At 72.9% G+C, this 16,615-nt stretch carries 13 protein-coding genes; 5 read left to right on the top strand and 8 right to left on the bottom strand.

The features are described 5' to 3' along the window. Positions 1–43: 43 nt before the first annotated feature. A complete protein-coding gene (locus ABZ805_RS13595; protein ID WP_358438968.1) occupies positions 44–1,000 on the bottom strand; it encodes a PHP domain-containing protein in 957 nt (318 codons plus the stop codon). 81 nt (positions 1,001–1,081) lie between these two features. On the opposite strand from ABZ805_RS13595, the gene ABZ805_RS13590 reads away from it, so the two are divergent. Beyond that, positions 1,082–2,017 carry a LysR family transcriptional regulator gene (locus tag ABZ805_RS13590; RefSeq protein WP_358438965.1) on the top strand — a complete coding sequence of 312 codons (936 nt, stop codon included), beginning with the start codon at positions 1,082–1,084 and terminating at the stop codon, positions 2,015–2,017. Between the two features lie 68 nt (positions 2,018–2,085). Beyond that, positions 2,086–3,153 (top strand): tartrate dehydrogenase, encoded by a 1,068-nt coding sequence (locus ABZ805_RS13585; protein WP_358438962.1) that lies wholly within the window; start codon positions 2,086–2,088, stop codon positions 3,151–3,153. Positions 3,154–3,187: 34 nt separating this feature from the next. Here ABZ805_RS13585 and ABZ805_RS13580 read toward each other — a convergent pair whose 3' ends face one another. Further along, positions 3,188–5,131, bottom strand: a complete 1,944-nt coding sequence (locus tag ABZ805_RS13580) for a cellulase family glycosylhydrolase (RefSeq protein WP_358438960.1) — start codon at positions 5,129–5,131, stop codon at positions 3,188–3,190. A 234-nt stretch (positions 5,132–5,365) separates the two neighbouring features. Between ABZ805_RS13580 and ABZ805_RS13575 the strand changes: the two genes are divergently transcribed. Then, positions 5,366–5,503 carry a hypothetical protein gene (locus tag ABZ805_RS13575; RefSeq protein WP_358438957.1) on the top strand — a complete coding sequence of 46 codons (138 nt, stop codon included), beginning with the start codon at positions 5,366–5,368 and terminating at the stop codon, positions 5,501–5,503. Here ABZ805_RS13575 and ABZ805_RS13570 read toward each other — a convergent pair whose 3' ends face one another. The 3 genes from ABZ805_RS13570 to ABZ805_RS13560 form a co-directional block, all read right to left on the bottom strand. Then, complete coding sequence (locus tag ABZ805_RS13570) at positions 5,504–9,097, bottom strand: HAMP domain-containing protein (RefSeq protein WP_358439092.1); 3,594 nt, start codon at positions 9,095–9,097, stop codon at positions 5,504–5,506. Then, entirely contained in the window at positions 9,094–9,750 is a 657-nt protein-coding gene (locus tag ABZ805_RS13565; protein ID WP_358438954.1) for a response regulator transcription factor, read from the bottom strand. Before ABZ805_RS13565 ends, ABZ805_RS13570 begins: the two co-directional genes overlap by 4 nt. Before the next feature lie 393 nt (positions 9,751–10,143). Beyond that, complete coding sequence (locus ABZ805_RS13560; RefSeq protein WP_358438952.1) at positions 10,144–10,368, bottom strand: hypothetical protein; 225 nt, start codon at positions 10,366–10,368, stop codon at positions 10,144–10,146. A gap of 143 nt (positions 10,369–10,511) precedes the next feature. Here ABZ805_RS13560 and ABZ805_RS13555 point away from each other — a divergent pair, with 143 nt between their 5' ends. Together ABZ805_RS13555 and fdxA are read left to right on the top strand one after the other, a co-directional pair. Continuing rightward, a complete protein-coding gene (locus ABZ805_RS13555) occupies positions 10,512–11,891 on the top strand; it encodes an NAD(P)/FAD-dependent oxidoreductase (RefSeq protein WP_358438950.1) in 1,380 nt (459 codons plus the stop codon). Positions 11,892–12,203: 312 nt separating this feature from the next. Further along, on the top strand, positions 12,204–12,521 hold the full coding sequence (gene fdxA, locus ABZ805_RS13550; RefSeq protein ID WP_358439090.1) for a ferredoxin: 318 nt from the start codon (positions 12,204–12,206) through the stop codon (positions 12,519–12,521). Between the two features lie 66 nt (positions 12,522–12,587). Here fdxA and ABZ805_RS13545 read toward each other — a convergent pair whose 3' ends face one another. From ABZ805_RS13545 to ABZ805_RS13535, 3 genes are all read right to left on the bottom strand, one after another. Then, positions 12,588–14,243, bottom strand: coding sequence for a class I adenylate-forming enzyme family protein (locus tag ABZ805_RS13545; protein ID WP_358438948.1), 1,656 nt, complete (start codon positions 14,241–14,243; stop codon positions 12,588–12,590). 129 nt (positions 14,244–14,372) lie between these two features. Then, positions 14,373–15,245 (bottom strand): enoyl-CoA hydratase-related protein, encoded by an 873-nt coding sequence (locus ABZ805_RS13540; protein ID WP_358438945.1) that lies wholly within the window; start codon positions 15,243–15,245, stop codon positions 14,373–14,375. Positions 15,246–15,436: 191 nt separating this feature from the next. After that, positions 15,437–16,582 (bottom strand): acetyl-CoA C-acyltransferase, encoded by a 1,146-nt coding sequence (locus tag ABZ805_RS13535; RefSeq protein WP_358438942.1) that lies wholly within the window; start codon positions 16,580–16,582, stop codon positions 15,437–15,439. Positions 16,583–16,615: the final 33 nt, after the last annotated feature.

Genomic DNA, 16,615 nt, shown 5'->3' with positions numbered 1-16,615 from the left:
CGGCGCACCGAGGAACGAGCCCGCCGAGCGCCTCGGCACGACCTCAGCGCGCGTTGATGATCCGTTCCACCGGGATGCCGCAGCGTTCCGCGCGGGCGCAGCCGTGGATCTGCCAGTCGAGCTGCCCCGGGGCGTGCGCGTCGGAGTCGATCGCGAACGAGCAGCCCAGCTCGGCGGCCTGCCCGAGCAGCTCCAGCGGCGGGTCCAGCCGCTCGGGCCGCGAGTTGATCTCGACGGCGACGCCGTGGTCGCGGCAGGCGCGGAACACCTCGGCGGGGTCGAACTCGGACGGCGGCCGCTTCGAGCGCAACCGGCCGGTGCAGTGCCCCAGCACGTCGACCTGCGGGTTCGCCACCGCCGCGCACAACCGGCGGGTCATCTCGCGGCGCGGCATCCGCAGCTTGGAGTGCACGCTCGCCACCACCACGTCCAGTTCGGCGAGCAGCCCGGGGTCCTGATCCAGGCCACCGTCGTCGAGGATGTCGACCTCGATGCCGGGACGGATGCGGAACGGGGCGAGTTCGGCGTTCAGCTCGGCCACCAGCTCCAGCTGGGCGCGCAGCCGCTCGGAGCCCAGCCCGCGCGCCACGGTCAGCCGCGGCGAGTGGTCGGTGAGCGCGATCCACTCGTGACCGAGGTCCCGCGCGGTGCGGGCCATCTCGGCGACGGGACTGCCGCCGTCGGACCAGTCGGAGTGGGTGTGGCAGTCACCGCGCAGTCGGGCCCGCAGCTCGCGGCCCTCCTCCGGTTCGGGCGCGGCGGCGCGCAGCCGCTCCAGGTAGTCCGGGGTGCGGCCGCGCACCGCCTGCTCGATGACGCCCGCGGTGGTGCGGCCGATGCCGGGCAGTTCGGTCAACCGGCCGTCGGCGGCGCGGCGTTCGAGGTCGTCGTGCTCGGCGACGACGTCGGCGGCGCGGCGGAACGCGCGCACCCGGAACGCGGGTTCGTCCGCGCGTTCCAGCAGGAACGCGATCTCCCGCAGCGCGGTACCGGGGTCCATCCCCCGTTGGTAGCCGGTCCTCGCCGCGGGCGCACTGCGGAGGGAGGATGCGCACGGGTCAGGACGGGAACGGGAGGCACGGTGGACGCGCGGCAGCTGGAGTACTTCGTCACGATCGTCGACGAGGGCGGGTTCCACCGGGCCGCGGAGCGCCTGCACGTCGCGCAGCCCTCGCTGTCGCAGGCGGTGCGGACGCTGGAGCGGGACGTGGGCGTGGCGCTGTTCCACCGCCTGGGCAGGCGGGCGGTGCTCACCGAGGCGGGCCGCGCGATGCTCGAACCGGCCCGCCAAGTGCTGCGCGACCTGGACACGACTCGGGCGAGCGTCGAATCGGTGCAGGGCCTGCGTTCCGGGCGGGTGCAGCTGGCGGTGCTGCCGTCGCAGTCGGTGCAGCCGCTGACCGCGATGATCGGCCGCTTCCACGCGGAGTGCCCGGACGTGCTGGTGTCGGTGCAGCCCGCGTTCACCCCGTCGGACGCCGCCGACCTGGTGCGCGGTGGCCGCAGCGAGCTGGGGCTGATCGGGGCGGCGGAGGACTTCGCGCTGCCGGGACTGCGCTCCCGCCTGGTGGAGCGGCAGCGGTTCGTGGTGGTCACCGCACCCGGCGGGCCGTGGGAGGCGGATCGCGCGGTGCTGCGCCGCGCGGACCTGGCGGGGCAACGGGTGATCACCTCGCCGGAGGGGAACCGGATGCGGCACGTGGTGGACGAGATCATCGCGCAGGGCGTGGACCTGCGGATCGTGGTCGAGACCGCGCACCGGGAGGCGATCCTGCCGCTGGTGCTGGCCGGGACGGGCATCGCCGTGCTCACCGCGGGGTGGGCGGAGTTCGCGCGGGCGGCGGGCGCCCGCGTCCTGGACCTGGAGCCGGCGGCGGAGCTGCGGATCTCGTTGATCCACCGCCCGGCACCGCTCACTCCGGCCGCGCAGCGCTTCCTGGACCTGGCGCTGGCGAGGGAGGAGCTCGCGCGGGCTAGGGAGGAACCGGCGCTAGGGCGAGAGGAACTGGGGAGATAGGCATCGCCTATCTAGCGGATGCGCAGCCGGTCTTGGACGCCGCCGCCCGAGCCGCGTTGGATGGCGGCATGTCCAGCTACGAGATCGCGGTCCTGCCCGGTGACGGCATCGGGACCGAGGTGATGCCGGAGGCGCTGCGGGTGCTCGACGCGGTGCGCGGCGAGTACGGCATCGATTTCCACTACCGCCACTTCGACTGGAGCTGCGAGACCTACCGGGAGACGGGCCGGATGATGCCTGCGGACGGCCTCGACCGGTTGCGCGACCACGATTCGATCCTGCTCGGCGCCGTCGGCTATCCGGGCGTGCCGGACCACGTGTCGCTGTGGGGCCTGCTGCTGCCGATCCGCCGCGAGTTCGACCAGTACGTGAACCTGCGCCCGGTGCGGCTGCTGCCGGGGGTGACGCCGCCGGTGCGGGACAAGGCGCCGGGCGACATCGATTTCTGGGTGGTGCGGGAGAACACCGAGGGCGAGTACTCGCGGCTCGGCGGCCGCCAGGGCGAGGGCACGCCGACCGAGATGGTGCTGCAGACGGCGGTGTTCACCCGGCACGGCACCGATCGCATCCTGCGCTACGCCTTCGAGTTCGCCGAGCGCATCGGAAAACCGCACGTGACGTCGGGGACGAAGTCGAACGGGATCTACCACTCGATGCCGTACTGGGACGAGCGGTTCCAGGCGATCGCGGCGGAGTACCCGCAGGTAGCGGTGGACCAGGACCACATCGACATCCTGTGCGCCCGCTTCGTGATGTCGCCGGAGCGGTTCGACGTGGTGGTGGCGAGCAACCTGTTCGGCGACATCCTGTCCGATCTGGGGCCAGGCGTGACGGGCACGATCGGGGTGGCGCCGTCGGGCAACATCAATCCGGAGCGGCGGTTCCCGTCGACGTTCGAGCCGGTGCACGGTTCGGCGCCGGACATCGCGGGGCGCGGGGTGGCGAATCCGATCGGGCAGGTCTGGTCGGCGGCGATGATGCTGGACCACCTCGGCGAGCAGGAGGCGGCCGCGGACGTGGTGCGGGCGATCGAGTCGGTGCTGGCGGCGGGTGTCGTGCGCACCCCGGATCTGGGCGGGTCGGCGAGCACCGCGGAGCTCGGGAAGGCGATCGCCGCGGAGATCGGCGCGGCGTGACCGCGGCGGGCCGCGCACCCGCGAGGTGCGCGGCTCAGCCGGAGAAGTGGTGCTGGAGCCAGCCGGTGAGTTCCGCGCGCGCCGCGGCGAGCCGCTCCGGGGCGGGTGCGCCGGGACCGTTGGCGATGAGTGCGACGTGCACCGCGCCCGGTTCGTCGGGGGCGGACAGCAGCAGCCGGGAGTCCGCGGTGCGGCCGATGGCGTCGGCGTCGAGGTCGGAGAGCACGGTGGTGGTGCGCTCGCCGAAGGTCGCGGGCAGGTGCAGCTCGGTCGGCGCGGTCCCCGGCCCGTCCCGCCACACGAGCGCGCCGAACTGCCCGTCGCCGACGACCTCGCGCAGTGCGGGCAGTTCGGCGGGGATCCGGTTCCAGGTGAGGGTGGTGTCGCCGTCGCGGGAGCGGTCCTCGTAGCTGAACGCGAGCGTGCTGCCGTCCACCGCCCGCGGGTACAGCCGGTCCAGCACCCGGGGGTCGGCGCGCAGCCCGAGGGTGCCGGTGTCGTCGCGGTGCACGACGGAGAAGTCCTCGCCGTTCCACCCGTCGGCGGCGGTCTGCACCTTCTCCGGGTTCCCGTTCATCTCCTCGTGGTGCCTGCCGTGGTAGACGTCCCACTGCCACTGGGTTCCGGAGAGCACCGGTCCGGATTCGGCGGGCCGCTGCCACCAGTCGGCGCCGGGCAGCCGGGAGTCCATGCCCTGGTACAGTCCTTTGAGGACGGTCGGGAACCTGTCGGCGGTGCCGCCACCGAGCGGGTGCCCGAATTCGGAGACGAACCCGGTGGTGCCGAGGTCGGCGGCGCGGTCCCGGATCTCGGCGAAGTCCGCGGAGTTCTCCCCGTCACGTGCCTTCCCGTACAGCCCGGATTGGGCGAGTGCGTGGTAGAAGTGCGCGTTGAACACGTACCGGGTGCCGAGCGCGTCGAGCTCGGTGAACCCGCCCGGCTCCCGCACGAACGGCACGTTGTTGTTCCAGAACAGGGTGGGTTCGACGTAGGCCGGTTTGTCCTGCCAGCCGGCGCGGTCCATGACGGCGCGGAACTCCTGGAAGAACGGCCACAGCAGGTCGCGTTCCCACTCGGCGGCGTCCTGGCCGTCGTCGAGCTCCCCGGCGTGCGGTTCGTTCATCGGGTCGAAACCGAGGACGCGCTGGAACTGGGCCGGGGTGAGGTGGGTGGCCAGGTGGCGCAGCGTGCTCTCGGCCTGGGCGAGGAACGCCTGCCGCACGCCGACCGGGCCCGCTCCGGTGGGGATGCGGCGGTCGTGCCAGAAGTCGGCCTTGGCCTGCTTCACCGCCTCGTTGTTCATCATGTTCTGCCCCCAGTGGACGCAGATCCCGCAGCTCTCCGGCGGGTAGTCGCCGCCGTCGACGACCCAGTCCGGTGCGCCGTCGCCGGTGTACCAGCTGTCGGGGCGGAACAGGTGCCGGGAGTAGAGGTCCTGGTGGTAGTCGGGCAGCACCCAGAACCCGGCGTCGGCGAACGCGGCGATCTGCTCGGTGACCTGGCGCAGGTAGTCCTGGTCGATGCGGTCCGGTGCGGGCTGCACCCGTTCCCAGGACAGCAGGAAGCGGACGGCGTTGGCGCCGGTGCTCTCGCGCAGCGCGGCGGCGGACTCGCGGGCGTCGGCGGTGGTGGCGAAGGGCAGGTTGCCGTTCTCGGCGAGCTTGACCTCGCCGGAGACGTTGAAGCCGCGCAGCACGACCTCCCGGCCGTGGCCGTCGCGGTAGGACGCGCCGTTCGGGGAGGGCACGAGGGTGAGCGTCGCGTCCGCGGGCGCCGCGGCGGCGGACACCCCGGCAGGCGCTCCCGCGCCGGACACCTCGGCAGGCGCTCCCGCGCCGGGCATCGCGACAGGCGCTCCCCCGCCGGACACCTCGGCGAACGCACCCCCGCCGGATACCTCGGCCGGTGCGGCGTGCGCGGGCGGGAGCGGGAGCGCGGCCAGCGACAGCGCGCAGGCGATGCCGAGCGAGCGGATCATGCGCCACAAGCTACGAATCCCGCGGTCCAGCCACAACCAGCCAACGTGAACGCTATTCATCTTTCATACGTTCGGCGCAACGCGCACCGCGAGACCCCCGGAGCACCGTCGACCCCGAGTCCCGGCACCGGGACCGGAGCGCCTAGGCTGGGGGTTTCCGGCCTCGTCTGTCCCCCGAGCGGGGCCGGAATCCCCGAACCCGGGCGCCCCTCCCCCGAACCGCAGGACGCACCCATGAGCACCGGACCGGAACCTCGGTACCCGCACGGCGTCGACCACCACGACGCGACCTTCGCCCGCGACCTGATGTGGGCGCAGCGGCTGCGCGAGCAGCTCGCCGAACTCCCCACCACCGACGGCGACGAGCGCTGATCACGCGCCGGGCCCGTTCCGCGGTCCCGGATCGAGCCCCAGCTGCTCGGCGAGCAGCCGCAGCAGCCGCTCCGCGTCCACCGGTTTCGTGACGCACTCGGTCGCCCCGGCTTCGAGGCTGCGCTCCCGGTCCCCCGGCATGGCCTTCGCCGTCACCGCGATGATCGGCAGGTGCTGGTGCCGCGGGATCCGGCGGATGGTGCGGATCGTGGAATCCCCGTCCAGCTCGGGCATCATCACGTCCATCAGCACGATCGCCACGTCGTCGTGCTCCTGCAGCGCGCCGAGGCCGGCGATCCCGTTGTCCGCGTGCACCACCCGCAGGCCGCGCTGCTCCAGCAGGGCGGTGAGCGCGTAGACGCTGCGCGGGTCGTCGTCGACCACCAGCACGCGCTGGCCGGTGAACCGCGGCACCGGGTTCCGGCCGTTCCCCGCTTCGGCGCCGTCCGCGGTGAGCTCGCGGAAGGACGCGGTGGATTCCCGGTCCAGCAGCGGCGGATCGATGCCTTCGGCGGCGACGTCGAAGTGGACTTCGGCGCTGCTGGGGGCGATCGCGGGAGTCTGCGGCGCGGTGACGTCGGCGATCGCCGCGGGCGCCGGGTCGTCGGGCTCCGGCTCGGCGTCGGGGCATTCCAGCGGCAGCAGCAGGGTGAACGTGCTGCCGCGGCCGGGTTCGCTGTCCACCGAGAGCCTGCCACCGAGCAGCGCGGTCAGTTCCCGGCTGATGGACAGGCCCAACCCGGTGCCGCCGAATTCGCGCACGATGGTGCCGTCGCCCTGTTGGAACGCCTCGAAGATCCGGCCGAGCTTGCCCGCGGGCACCCCGATCCCGGTGTCCTCGACGGAGAACGCGACCTGGCCCGAGTGGTGGGCCCGGTCGATGCGCAGCCGCACCGAGCCGCGTTCGGTGAACTTCACCGCATTGGACAGCAGGTTGCGCAGGATCTGCTCCAGCCTGCTCTGGTCGGTGCGGATCGTCGCGGGCACCGAATCCGCCGCCACGGCGGTGAATTCGAGTCCTTTGTCGGCGGCGACCGGCCGGTACTGGGCGTCCAGGTGCCGGACGAGTTCGGCGGTGGGCACGTCCTCCGGCAGCACCGTCATCCGACCTGCCTCCACTTTGGACAGGTCCAGCACGTCGTTGATCAGCGCCAGCAGGTCGCTGCCCGCCGCGTGGATGGTGCGGGCCAGGTCCACCTGCTGCGAGGTGAGGTTGCCGTCCACGTTGTCGGCGAGCAACTTCGCCAGCAGCAGCGAGCTGTTCAGCGGGGTCCGCAGTTCGTGCGACATGTTGGCCAGGAACTCCGATTTGTACGCCGAGGCCTGGGAGAGCTCGCCCGCGTGCTCCTCCAGCTGCTGGCGGGCCCGCTCGATCTCGCTGTTCTTGATCTCGATGTCCCGGTTGCGGGCCGCCAGCTGCTCGGCCTTCTCGGCGAGTTCGGAGTTGGAGCGCTGCAGCTCGTTCTGCTGCTGCTCCAGCTGTTCGGAACGGGCCCGCAGTTCCCGCGCGAGCCGCTGCGACTCCGCCAGCAGCTCTTCGGTGCGGGTGTTGGCGAGGATCGTGTTGACCTCCACCCCGATGGTCTCCTGCAGGCGCTGCAGCAGGTCCAGGTGCAGGGCGCTGAACTCGTGCACCGAGGCCAGTTCCAGCACCGCCAGCACCTCGTCCTCGAACAGCACCGGCACCACGACCACGCCGACCGGGGGCGCCGCGCCCAGCCCGGAGCTGATCCGCAGGTAGTCCGGCGGGGTTTCGCGCACCAGGATCGTGGTGCGGTCCGCGGCGGCCTGCCCGACCAGCGACTGCCCCAGTTCGAAGCGCTGCGGGGTGCCCGGGTGCGGCAGCCCGTAGGTGGCGGTGCGGGTCAGCTCCGGCTCGCCGTCCGCGCCCGGGCGCGCCAGGTAGAACGCGCCGTACTGGGCGGAGACCAGCGGCACCAGCTCGGTCATGATCAGCGAGGCGAGGGCGTGCAGCTCGGGGCTGCCGCGCAGCAGGCCGGACAGCCGGGTCAGGTGGGTCTTGAGCCAGTCCTGCTCCTCGTTGGTGCGGGTGGTCTCGGCCAGGTTCGAGATCATCGCGTTGATGTCGTCCTTGAGCTCGGCGACCTCCCCGCTGGCCGCCACGGTGATCTGCCGGGTGAGGTCGCCGCTGGTGACGGCGTTGGCGACCCCGGCGATGGCCCGGACCTGGGTGGTGAGGTTCCCGGCGAGCCGGTTCACGCTCTCGGTGAGCCGCTGCCAGGTGCCGGAGACGTCGGCGACCTCGGCCTGCCCGCCGAGCTTGCCCTCGGTGCCGACCTCGCGCGCCACCCGCGTCACCTCGGAGGCGAAACCGGACAGCTGGTCCACCATCGTGTTGATGGTGGTCTTGAGCTCCAGGATCTCGCCCTGCGCGTCCACGTCGATCTTCTTGGACAGGTCGCCGCGGGCGACGGCGGTGGTGACCTGGGCGATGTTGCGCACCTGGTTGGTGAGGTTGCGGGCCATCAGGTTGACGTTGTCGGTGAGGTCCTTCCACGTCCCCGCCACCCCCGGCACCCGCGCCTGACCACCGAGGATGCCCTCGGTGCCGACCTCGCGGGCCACCAGGGTGACCTGGTCGGCGAAGGCACCGAGGGTCTCGACCATGCCGTTGATCGTCTCGGCCAGCGCGGCGACCTCGCCCTTGGTCTGCACGGTGATCTTCTTGGACAGGTCACCGCCCGCCACCGCGGAGGCGACGACGGCGATGTTGCGCACCTGCGCCGTCAGGTTGTCCGCCATCAGGTTGACGTTGTCGGTGAGGTCCTTCCACGTCCCCGCCACCCCCGGCACCCGCGCCTGACCACCGAGCTTGCCCTCGGTGCCGACCTCGCGGGAGACCCGGGTGACCTCGTCGGCGAACGCGGAGAGCTGGTCGACCATCGTGTTCAGCGTGTTCTTCAGCTCGAGGATCTCGCCGCGCGCGTCCACGTCGATCTTCTGGCTCAAGTCGCCCCGGGCCACCGCCCCCGCGACCTGCGAGATGTTGCGGACCTGCGCGGTGAGGTTGTCGGCCATCAGGTTCACCGAGTCGGTCAGCCCGCGCCACGTCCCCGCCACACCCGGAACCTGCGCCTGACCGCCGAGCCTGCCTTCGCTGCCGACCTCGCGCGCCACTCGCGTCACCTCGGAGGCGAACAGCGACAGCTGGTCGAGCAGGTCGTTGAACCGGGAGGCCACGTCGCCGAGCCCGCCGGGCAGCCGCTCCCCGGAACGGCGCGGCATCCGCTGCGACAGGTCTCCGGCGGCGACCGCGCCGAGCACCCGGCTGAGCTCGCCGACGGGCCGCAACAGCGACTCCAGCAGCTCCTCCACGGCCCGCTCGGCCTCCCGCCAGCCGCCGGTGCCGCCGAAGGCGACCGCCGGGTGCGGCCATTCGCCGCGCGCCGCCACGCCGGTGACCCGGCGCAGTTCGGCGATGAGCCGCTGGTTGCGCTCGGCGAGGTCGTTGAACGCGGCGGCCAGTTCCGCGTCCGGGCCCGCGACCGCGAGCCTGCGGCGGAAGTTGCCGTCCCGCAGGTCCCGCAGACCGGCGAGCAGCCGTTCCCGCCCGGGGTCGGCGGTCACCGTCAGCCCTTGTCCCGGGTGCCGCGGTCCAGCCGCAGCTCGGTGGCCAGCACGGCGGCCTCGCTGCGGTGGCGCATCGCCAGCTTCGCCAGCATCTGCGACACGTAGTTCTTGATGGTCTTCTCCGCGAGGTACATCCGCTGCGAGATCTCGCGGTTGGTGAGGCCTTCCCCGATGAGCTCCAGCACCTCCCGCTCCCGCGACGTCAGCTCGCGCAGCGGATCGGCCCGCTCCTGCTCGCGGCGCAGCCACGCCAGCATCGCCTCGGTCTTCTTCGGGCTCAGCAGCGACCGCCCGGAACCGACGGTGCGCAGCGCGCTGAGCAGCTCCTCGCTCACCACGCCCTTGAGCACGAATCCCGACGCCCCGGCCAGGATCGCGTCCAGCAGCGCCTCGTGGTCGTCGAACGAGGTGAGCATCAGGCACCGCAGGTCCGGCTGCCGCGACCGCAGTTCCCGGCACAGCTCGACGCCGTTGCCGTCGGGCAGCCGCACGTCGAGCACCGCGACGTCCGGGTCGTGCTGCGGCACCAGCGCCAGGGCTTCGGTCGCCGACGCCGCCTCACCGATCAGCTCGAGATCGGGATCGGATTTCACCAGGGCCGCCACGCCCCGCCGGATCACTTCGTGGTCGTCGACCACGAACACGCGCATCACCATTCGCTCGCCGGCCTCCCTCGTGGATCACCGCGGACACCAGGGCATCGACCAGCATAGGCACGAGCGGGCGTTATGCGCCCGGGGCGGCGTGGCGTCGATCTCGCAGTTCGAGCGGGGACATCGGGGCGACGGCCGTTCCGCTCAGCCCCGGGCTGAGGCGGCGGGCGTACCAGGACAGCTGGCACTGCTCGCGGCAGAAGTCATCGGACGGGCTGGAGGACGGGATCGGTTCGCGGCAACTCGCACAGGTCATCATCGCTGCACCGCCTCCTCTGGAGGGCACCGTGGCAAGGTTCGTGCACCCCAGTGCACGCCCCGGTTGTTCCACCGCGGTTGCGCCCAGGTCACGGAACGGCGGCCCCTGCGCGGTGCAGCGGGCGATGCCGGGCGGGGTCAGTCCTCCCGCATCATGCGGTCGAAGGCGGCGTTGGCGTGCGCCCATTCGGCGGTGAGCACCGCGTCGCCGCGGGTGGAGCCGGAGGTGACGACGAAACCGGGTTCGGCGACGCGGCGGCGCAGCTGCACGAGGTGCCCCGCCGCGGACCGGCCCAGCCGTTCGCCGTTGTCCCGCGAGATGCTCTGCCCGGGGACGAGTGCGGTGGTGTCGGTGTCGGCCATGCTTCCGTTGTAGTCACCCGCGGGCGCCGCCGCAGGCCAGCGGCGAGGCGCGTGCGGCGATGGCGCGGCAGTGGTGCGCTGGGGGCCGGAGAGGTGACCGGGACGGCGGATCTCGGGACGACGACGCGGACGAGGAGCGACGGATGGCAGCCGAAGAGGTCGACGTGGTCGTGATCGGCATGGGGCCCGGTGGGGAGGACGTCGCCGGGCGCCTGGCCACGGCCGGTCTGGACGTGGTGGCCGTGGAGGCCCGGCAGGTCGGCGGCGAATGCCCGTACTACGCGTGCATCCCGACGAAGATGATGGTGCGCGCCGCCGACGCGCTCGGCGAAGCCCGCCGGGTGCCGCGGCTGGCCGGTTCGGCGACGGTGCGGCCCGACTTCACCCCGGTCGCGGACCGCATCCGGGACGAGGCCACCACCGGCTGGGACGACACGGCCGCGGTGGAGCGGTTCGAGAAGACCGGCGGCCGGTTGGTGCGCGGTCGCGGCCGCATCACCGCCCCCGGCGAGGTCGTGGTGACCGGCGGTCCGGAGCCGCGGACGTTCCACGCCCGCAAGGGGATCGTGCTCAACCCCGGCACCGAGCCGCTGGTGCCGCCGGTGGAGGGCCTCGCGGACACGCCGTACTGGACGAACCGGGAAGCGGTGGCGGCGCGGGAGGCACCGGATTCGCTGCTGGTGCTCGGCGCGGGGCCGGTGGGGCTGGAGTTCACCCAGGTGTTCGCGCGGTTCGGCAGCGCCGTCACCCTCGCCGACAACGGGGAGCGGGTGCTCGGCCCGGCCGAACCGGAGGCCTCCGCGGTGCTGGAGCGGGTGCTGCGCGCCGACGGCGTCGACGTGCGCACGGGGACCGCGGTGCGGCGGGTCTCGCACGACGGGGAGCTGTTCCGCGTCGAGTTCGACCGGGGCGAGCCGGTGCGGGTGCGGCGGCTGCTGGTGGCGACCGGGCGGCGGACCGACCTGGCCGGGCTCGGCGTCGGCGCGGTCGGGCTCGACGAGAACGCCCGCACGATCCCGGTGGACGAGCGGTTGCGCGCCGCCGACGGGGTGTGGGCGATCGGCGACGTCACCGGGCACGGCGCGTTCACCCACACCTCCGTCTACCAGGCGCCGATCGCGGCGGCCGACGTGCTCGGCACCGGCGGTCCCGCGGCCGACTACCGGGCGGTGCCGTCGGTGACGTTCACCGATCCGGAGGTGGGCATGGTCGGGCTCACCGAGTCCGCCGCGCGGCAGCAGGGGGTGCGGGTGCGCACCGGGCTCGCCGAGCTCTCCTCGACGCCGCGCGGCTTCATCCACGGGCCGGGCGGCGACGGGCTGGTCAAGGTGGTGGCGGACGCGGACCGGGACGTGCTGGTCGGGGCGACCGCGGTGGCCCCGGGCGGCGGCGAGGTGCTGGGGGCGCTGTCGGTGGCGGTGCACGCGGAGGTGCCGATCCCGGTGCTGCGGCAGCAGATCTGGGCGTACCCGACGTTCCACCGAGCCATCTCGGCGGCGCTGGAGGCGCTGGGGACGAGCTGAGCTCGCCGGACGGGCTCACCAGGCCCGGGCGCCCCCTCGGCCCACCCGAGTCGGCCGAGCGGCCCACTCACCTGGTGACCACTCCGAGATGAGTGGCCCATTCGCCCACTCTCGTTGGTCGAATGGGCCACCCACCTGGTGACCTCTTCGAGGTGAGTGGGCCATCCGCCCACTCTCGTTGGTCGAATGGGCCACTCACCCGGTGATCTCTTCGGGGTGGGGGACGTGGCCGGGTCGGACCGGGGCCGGAGGTTTGAGCGAGCGCGGCACCGGGGAGGCCGCCAGGTGGAACCGATGTTCGGAGGCCCCGTTGTGACCTACGTGATCACCGAACCGTGCGTGGACGTGCTGGACCGCTCCTGCGTGGACGAGTGCCCGGTGGACTGCATCTACGAAGGCGGCCGGATGCTCTACATCCATCCGGACGAGTGCATCGACTGCGGCGCCTGCGAACCCGTCTGCCCGGTGGAGGCGATCTACTACGAGGACGACGTCCCGGAGGAGCAGGCGGCCTACACGCAGGCGAACGCGGAGTTCTTCGCCGAGCTCGGCTCCCCCGGCGGGGCGGCGTCCGTCGGCAAGGTCGACCGGGACGTCCCCCCGGTCTCGGGGCTGCCGCCGATGGCCTGACCCCTCCGAGGTAAATGGCCCACTCACCCCGTCGGCCAAGGCGAGTGGGCCATTCACCTGCCGGTGTCAGGGCGCGAGTTCGCGGCGGAGGTCGCGCTTGAGGACCTTGCCGGTGCTGGTGCGCGGCAGCGGGCCGGTGCGCAGGTGCACGTGCTCGGGCACCTTGAACGCGGCGAGGCGTTCCCCGACGTGCGCGCGCAGGTCGTCCGCATCGGCCTTCGCGCCCTCGTGCAGCCGGACCACGGCGGCGACCTGCTCGCCGAGTTCGCGGTGCGGCACGCCGACGACGGCCGCGTCGGCGACGTCGGGGTGCTCGAACAGGGCGGCCTCCACTTCGGCGCAGTAGACGTTCTCGCCGCCGCGGATGACGATGTCCTTGATCCGGTCCACCACGTGCACCCGCCCGTCGGTGACGTGGCCGAGGTCGCCGGTGCGGAACCAGCCGTCGGTGAACGCGGCCGCGGTGGATTCCGGGTCGTTCCAGTAGCCGCGCACCACGTTGGGTCCGCGGAACCACAGCTCGCCGATCTCCCCGTCGGGCAGGTCCTGCTCGGTGCCGGGGTCGACGACGCGCAGCTGCGCGCCGGGGACGCAGCGGCCGACGCTGTCGGGGTGCTCGACGTACTCGGGCCCGGTGTTGTTCACCACCGCCGAGGTGGTCTCGGTGAGCCCGTAGCCGTTGCCGGGCGCGACGTCCGGGGCGAACGCGGTGTGCACCAGCCCCACCAGGTCCGGCGGGATGGGCGCCCCGCCCATGCTCACGACTTCCACTGTGGACAGATCGCCGCCGGCGTGCCGGGCTAGGTCGCGCAGCACGGTCGGCACCCCGGCCAGCGTGGTCAGCCCTTCCCGCCGCACCAGGTCGATGGCCGCTCCGGCGTCCCAGCGGTACAGGGTCGCGAGCTTCGCCCCGGCCAGGGTCGCCGAGCACATCCCGGACAGGCCCGCGATGTGGAAGATCGGGAAGGTGAGCAGCACCCCGATCCGCGCGTCGGGGTCGGGTTCGATTCCGGCGGCGAGCTGCCCGGCGCGGCGGCCGAGCGCCATGTTCCACAGGTTCGTGCAGTGGTTGCGGTGGCTGGCGACGGCGCCCTTGGGGCGTCCGGTGGTGCCGGAGGTGTACATGATGGTCGCGTCGTCGTCGGGCGCCACGACCACGTCGGGCAGCGAGTCCGCGAGTTCGAGGCCTGCGAGCAGTTCCGCCCAGCAGCGCACCCCTTCGGGCGGGCTGTCGCCGCGCACCTGCACGACTTCGAGGGCGCCGAAGTCGGGGGCCAGCTCGGCGACCCGTTCGGCGTCGGCGAACAGCACGCGGGCCCCGGAATCGGCGAGCGCGTAGCGCAGTTCGGGCCCGGTCCACCACGCGTTCAGCGGTACCGCGACGAGGCCGGCGGCCTGCACGGCCCAGAAGATCGGCGCCCATTCCGGGTAGTTGCGCATCGCGATGGCGACGCGGTCGCCCGCGTCGAGGCCGAAGTCGGCGCGCAGGCTGCGGGCCAGTCCGGCGGCGGTCCGCAGGTGTTCGGCGTAGCTCCAGCGCTGCTCGCCGAACACCAGGTAGTCGGCGTCGCCGTGGGCCGCGGTGCTGATCAGCACGTCGCGGAGGGTCTGCGGTCCGGTGGCGTAGACCCGCATCGGGATGCCGCGCACCTCGGCGTCGACGAGTTCGAACTCGCCGCCCGGCCCGGTGAGCTCCGCCAGCAACCGCTCCCGATCCGCCATGCCGCGACTCCTCCCCGGTCCACGCCGACCGGTCGACTCCACGATCGGATCCAGTCTGCGGTACCGGCCGGTCTCGGGACCAGCCCCCGAACCGCCGCAGCGGCGGGCACCTCCGGGCGAACGGGACGATCACGGCCAGGGCGGGAGGAATTCCGGGTAGTCGGCGGAGACGGAGCCGGGGAAGTCGGCGGGGCGCTTCTCCAGGAACGCCCGGACTCCTTCGGCGACGTCGGGTCCGGCGCCGAGGTGGTGGATGGTGCGGGAGTCGAGGCGGTGCGCGTCGAAGGGGCTCGCGGCGCCGAGCATGCTCCACAGCAGTCGGCGGGTGGCGGCGACGGCGACGGGCGCGGTGCCGCGCACGATCTCGGCGGCGATGCCGTGCGCGGTGTCGAGGAGTTCGCCGTCGGGGACGACGCGGGAGACCAGGCCGCCCGCCTTCGCTTCGGCGGCATCGAAGACGCGACCGGTCACGGCCCACTCCATCGCCTGCGAGATGCCGACGATGCGGGGCAGGAACCAGCTGGAGGCCGCTTCCGGGACGAGACCGCGACGGGCGAACACGAAGCCGAAGCGGGCGGATTCGGCGGCGATGCGGATGTCGGCGGGCAGCAGCATGGTCGCCCCGACGCCGACGGCGGCCCCGTTGACGGCCGCGATGACGGGTTTCTTCGCGGCGGCGATGCGCAGTGCGCAGGTGCCGCCGCCGTCGCGGGGCACGCCGTCCGGGGTGTTCTCGGGCAGGTCGGCGCGTTCCCGCGCGTCGAAGGTGCCCGCGCCGCCGCTGAGGTCGGCTCCGGCGCAGAACGCGCGGCCTTCCCCGGTGAGCAGCACGACCCGCACGTCGTCGTCGGCGTCGGCCCGGTCGAACGCGTCGATCAGCTCCCGCCGCATCACGTCGGTGAACGCGTTCAGCGCCGCGGGCCGCGCCAACCGCACGGTCGCCACCCGCTCCACCACCGAGTACGAGATCTCCGAGTACTCCACGACCAACCCTCCACCCACCCCGCAACGCCTTCCTGTCAGCGGCGAAGCCGCTGAGCAGCGACCACCTGATCAACCCGCACCGCCGCGGGTTCTCAGCCGACTTCTCGCGAGGACAGCGATTTCTCCTGTGGCGGAGCCACCGGTGAAATCGATCCCGCAGCGAGAAGTCGGCTGAGGTTCCGCCACCCGACCCCCGAAGCAGAACGACCTCAGACCAACTCCAGAACAGTCGCGTTGGCCTGGCCGCCTCCTTCGCACATGGTCTGGAGTCCATACCTCGTCCCGGTGTCCCGCATGTGGTGGACGAGCGTGGTCATGATCCGGGCCCCGCTGGCCCCGAGGGGGTGCCCGAGCGCGATGGCGCCGCCGAGCGGGTTGAGGGTCTTCGGGTCGGCGCCGATCTCGGCGAGCCAGGCGAGCGGGACGGGCGCGAAGGCTTCGTTGACCTCGAAGGCGCCGATCCGGTCGAGCTCGATCCCGCTGCGCCGCAACGCTTTGCGGGTGGCGGGGATGGGTGCGGTGAGCATGATGACCGGGTCGTCCCCGGCGAGCGAGGCGGTGTGCACGCGCGCGAGTGGGCGCAGCCCGAGCTGGGCGGCCTTCTCGCTGGTGGTCATGAGCAGGGCGGCCGAACCGTCGCTGATCTGCGAGCTGTTGGCGGCGGTGATGACGCCGTCCTCGCGGAAGGCGGGTTTGAGCCCGGCGAGCTTGTCGGTGGTGCCGCCGCGGCGGATCCCTTCGTCGCGGTCGACGATGCTGCCGTCGGGTGCGGTGACGGGCAGGATCTGCGCGTCGAAGGCACCGGCGTCCTGCGCGGCGGCGGCCTTCTCGTGCGAGGCGAGGCTGAACTCGTCGAGCCGGGTGCGACTGAGCCCCCAGCGCTCGGCGATCATCTCGGCGCCGATGCCCTGGTTCGGCGGGTCGCCCTGGTAGCGGTCGAGCAGCCGGGGTCCGAAGGGGTCGGCGCCCTGCGCGGAGGTGCCCATGGGGACGCGGCTCATGGATTCGACGCCGCCCGCGACGACCACGTCGTAGTGCCCGGCGATGAGCCCGGCGGCGGCGAAGTGGACGGACTGCTGCGAGGAGCCGCACTGCCGGTCGACGGTGACGCCGGTGACGGTGTCCGGCCAGCCCGCGGCGAGCACGGCGTTGCGGGCGATGTCGAGGGTCTGCTCGCCGACCTGGCCGACGCAGCCCCAGATGACGTCGTCGACCTCGCCGGGGTCGAGGCCCGCGCGGTCGACGAGTCCGCCGAGGACCTGGGCGGACAGGTCGACGGGGTGCACGCCGGACAGCGCGCCACCGCGCTTGCCGACGGGGGTGCGGACGGCTGCCACGATCACCGCGTCACGCATGGTGTTCCTCCCACCGATAAAAACGGTCAACTC

Origin of the sequence: Saccharopolyspora sp. NPDC047091 (genome assembly GCF_040643635.1) — a bacterium.
Lineage (GTDB): Bacteria > Actinomycetota > Actinomycetes > Mycobacteriales > Pseudonocardiaceae > Saccharopolyspora_C.
The sequence above is the reverse complement of the archived record's forward strand: the minus strand, read 5'-3'. Positions and strand labels throughout refer to the sequence as shown.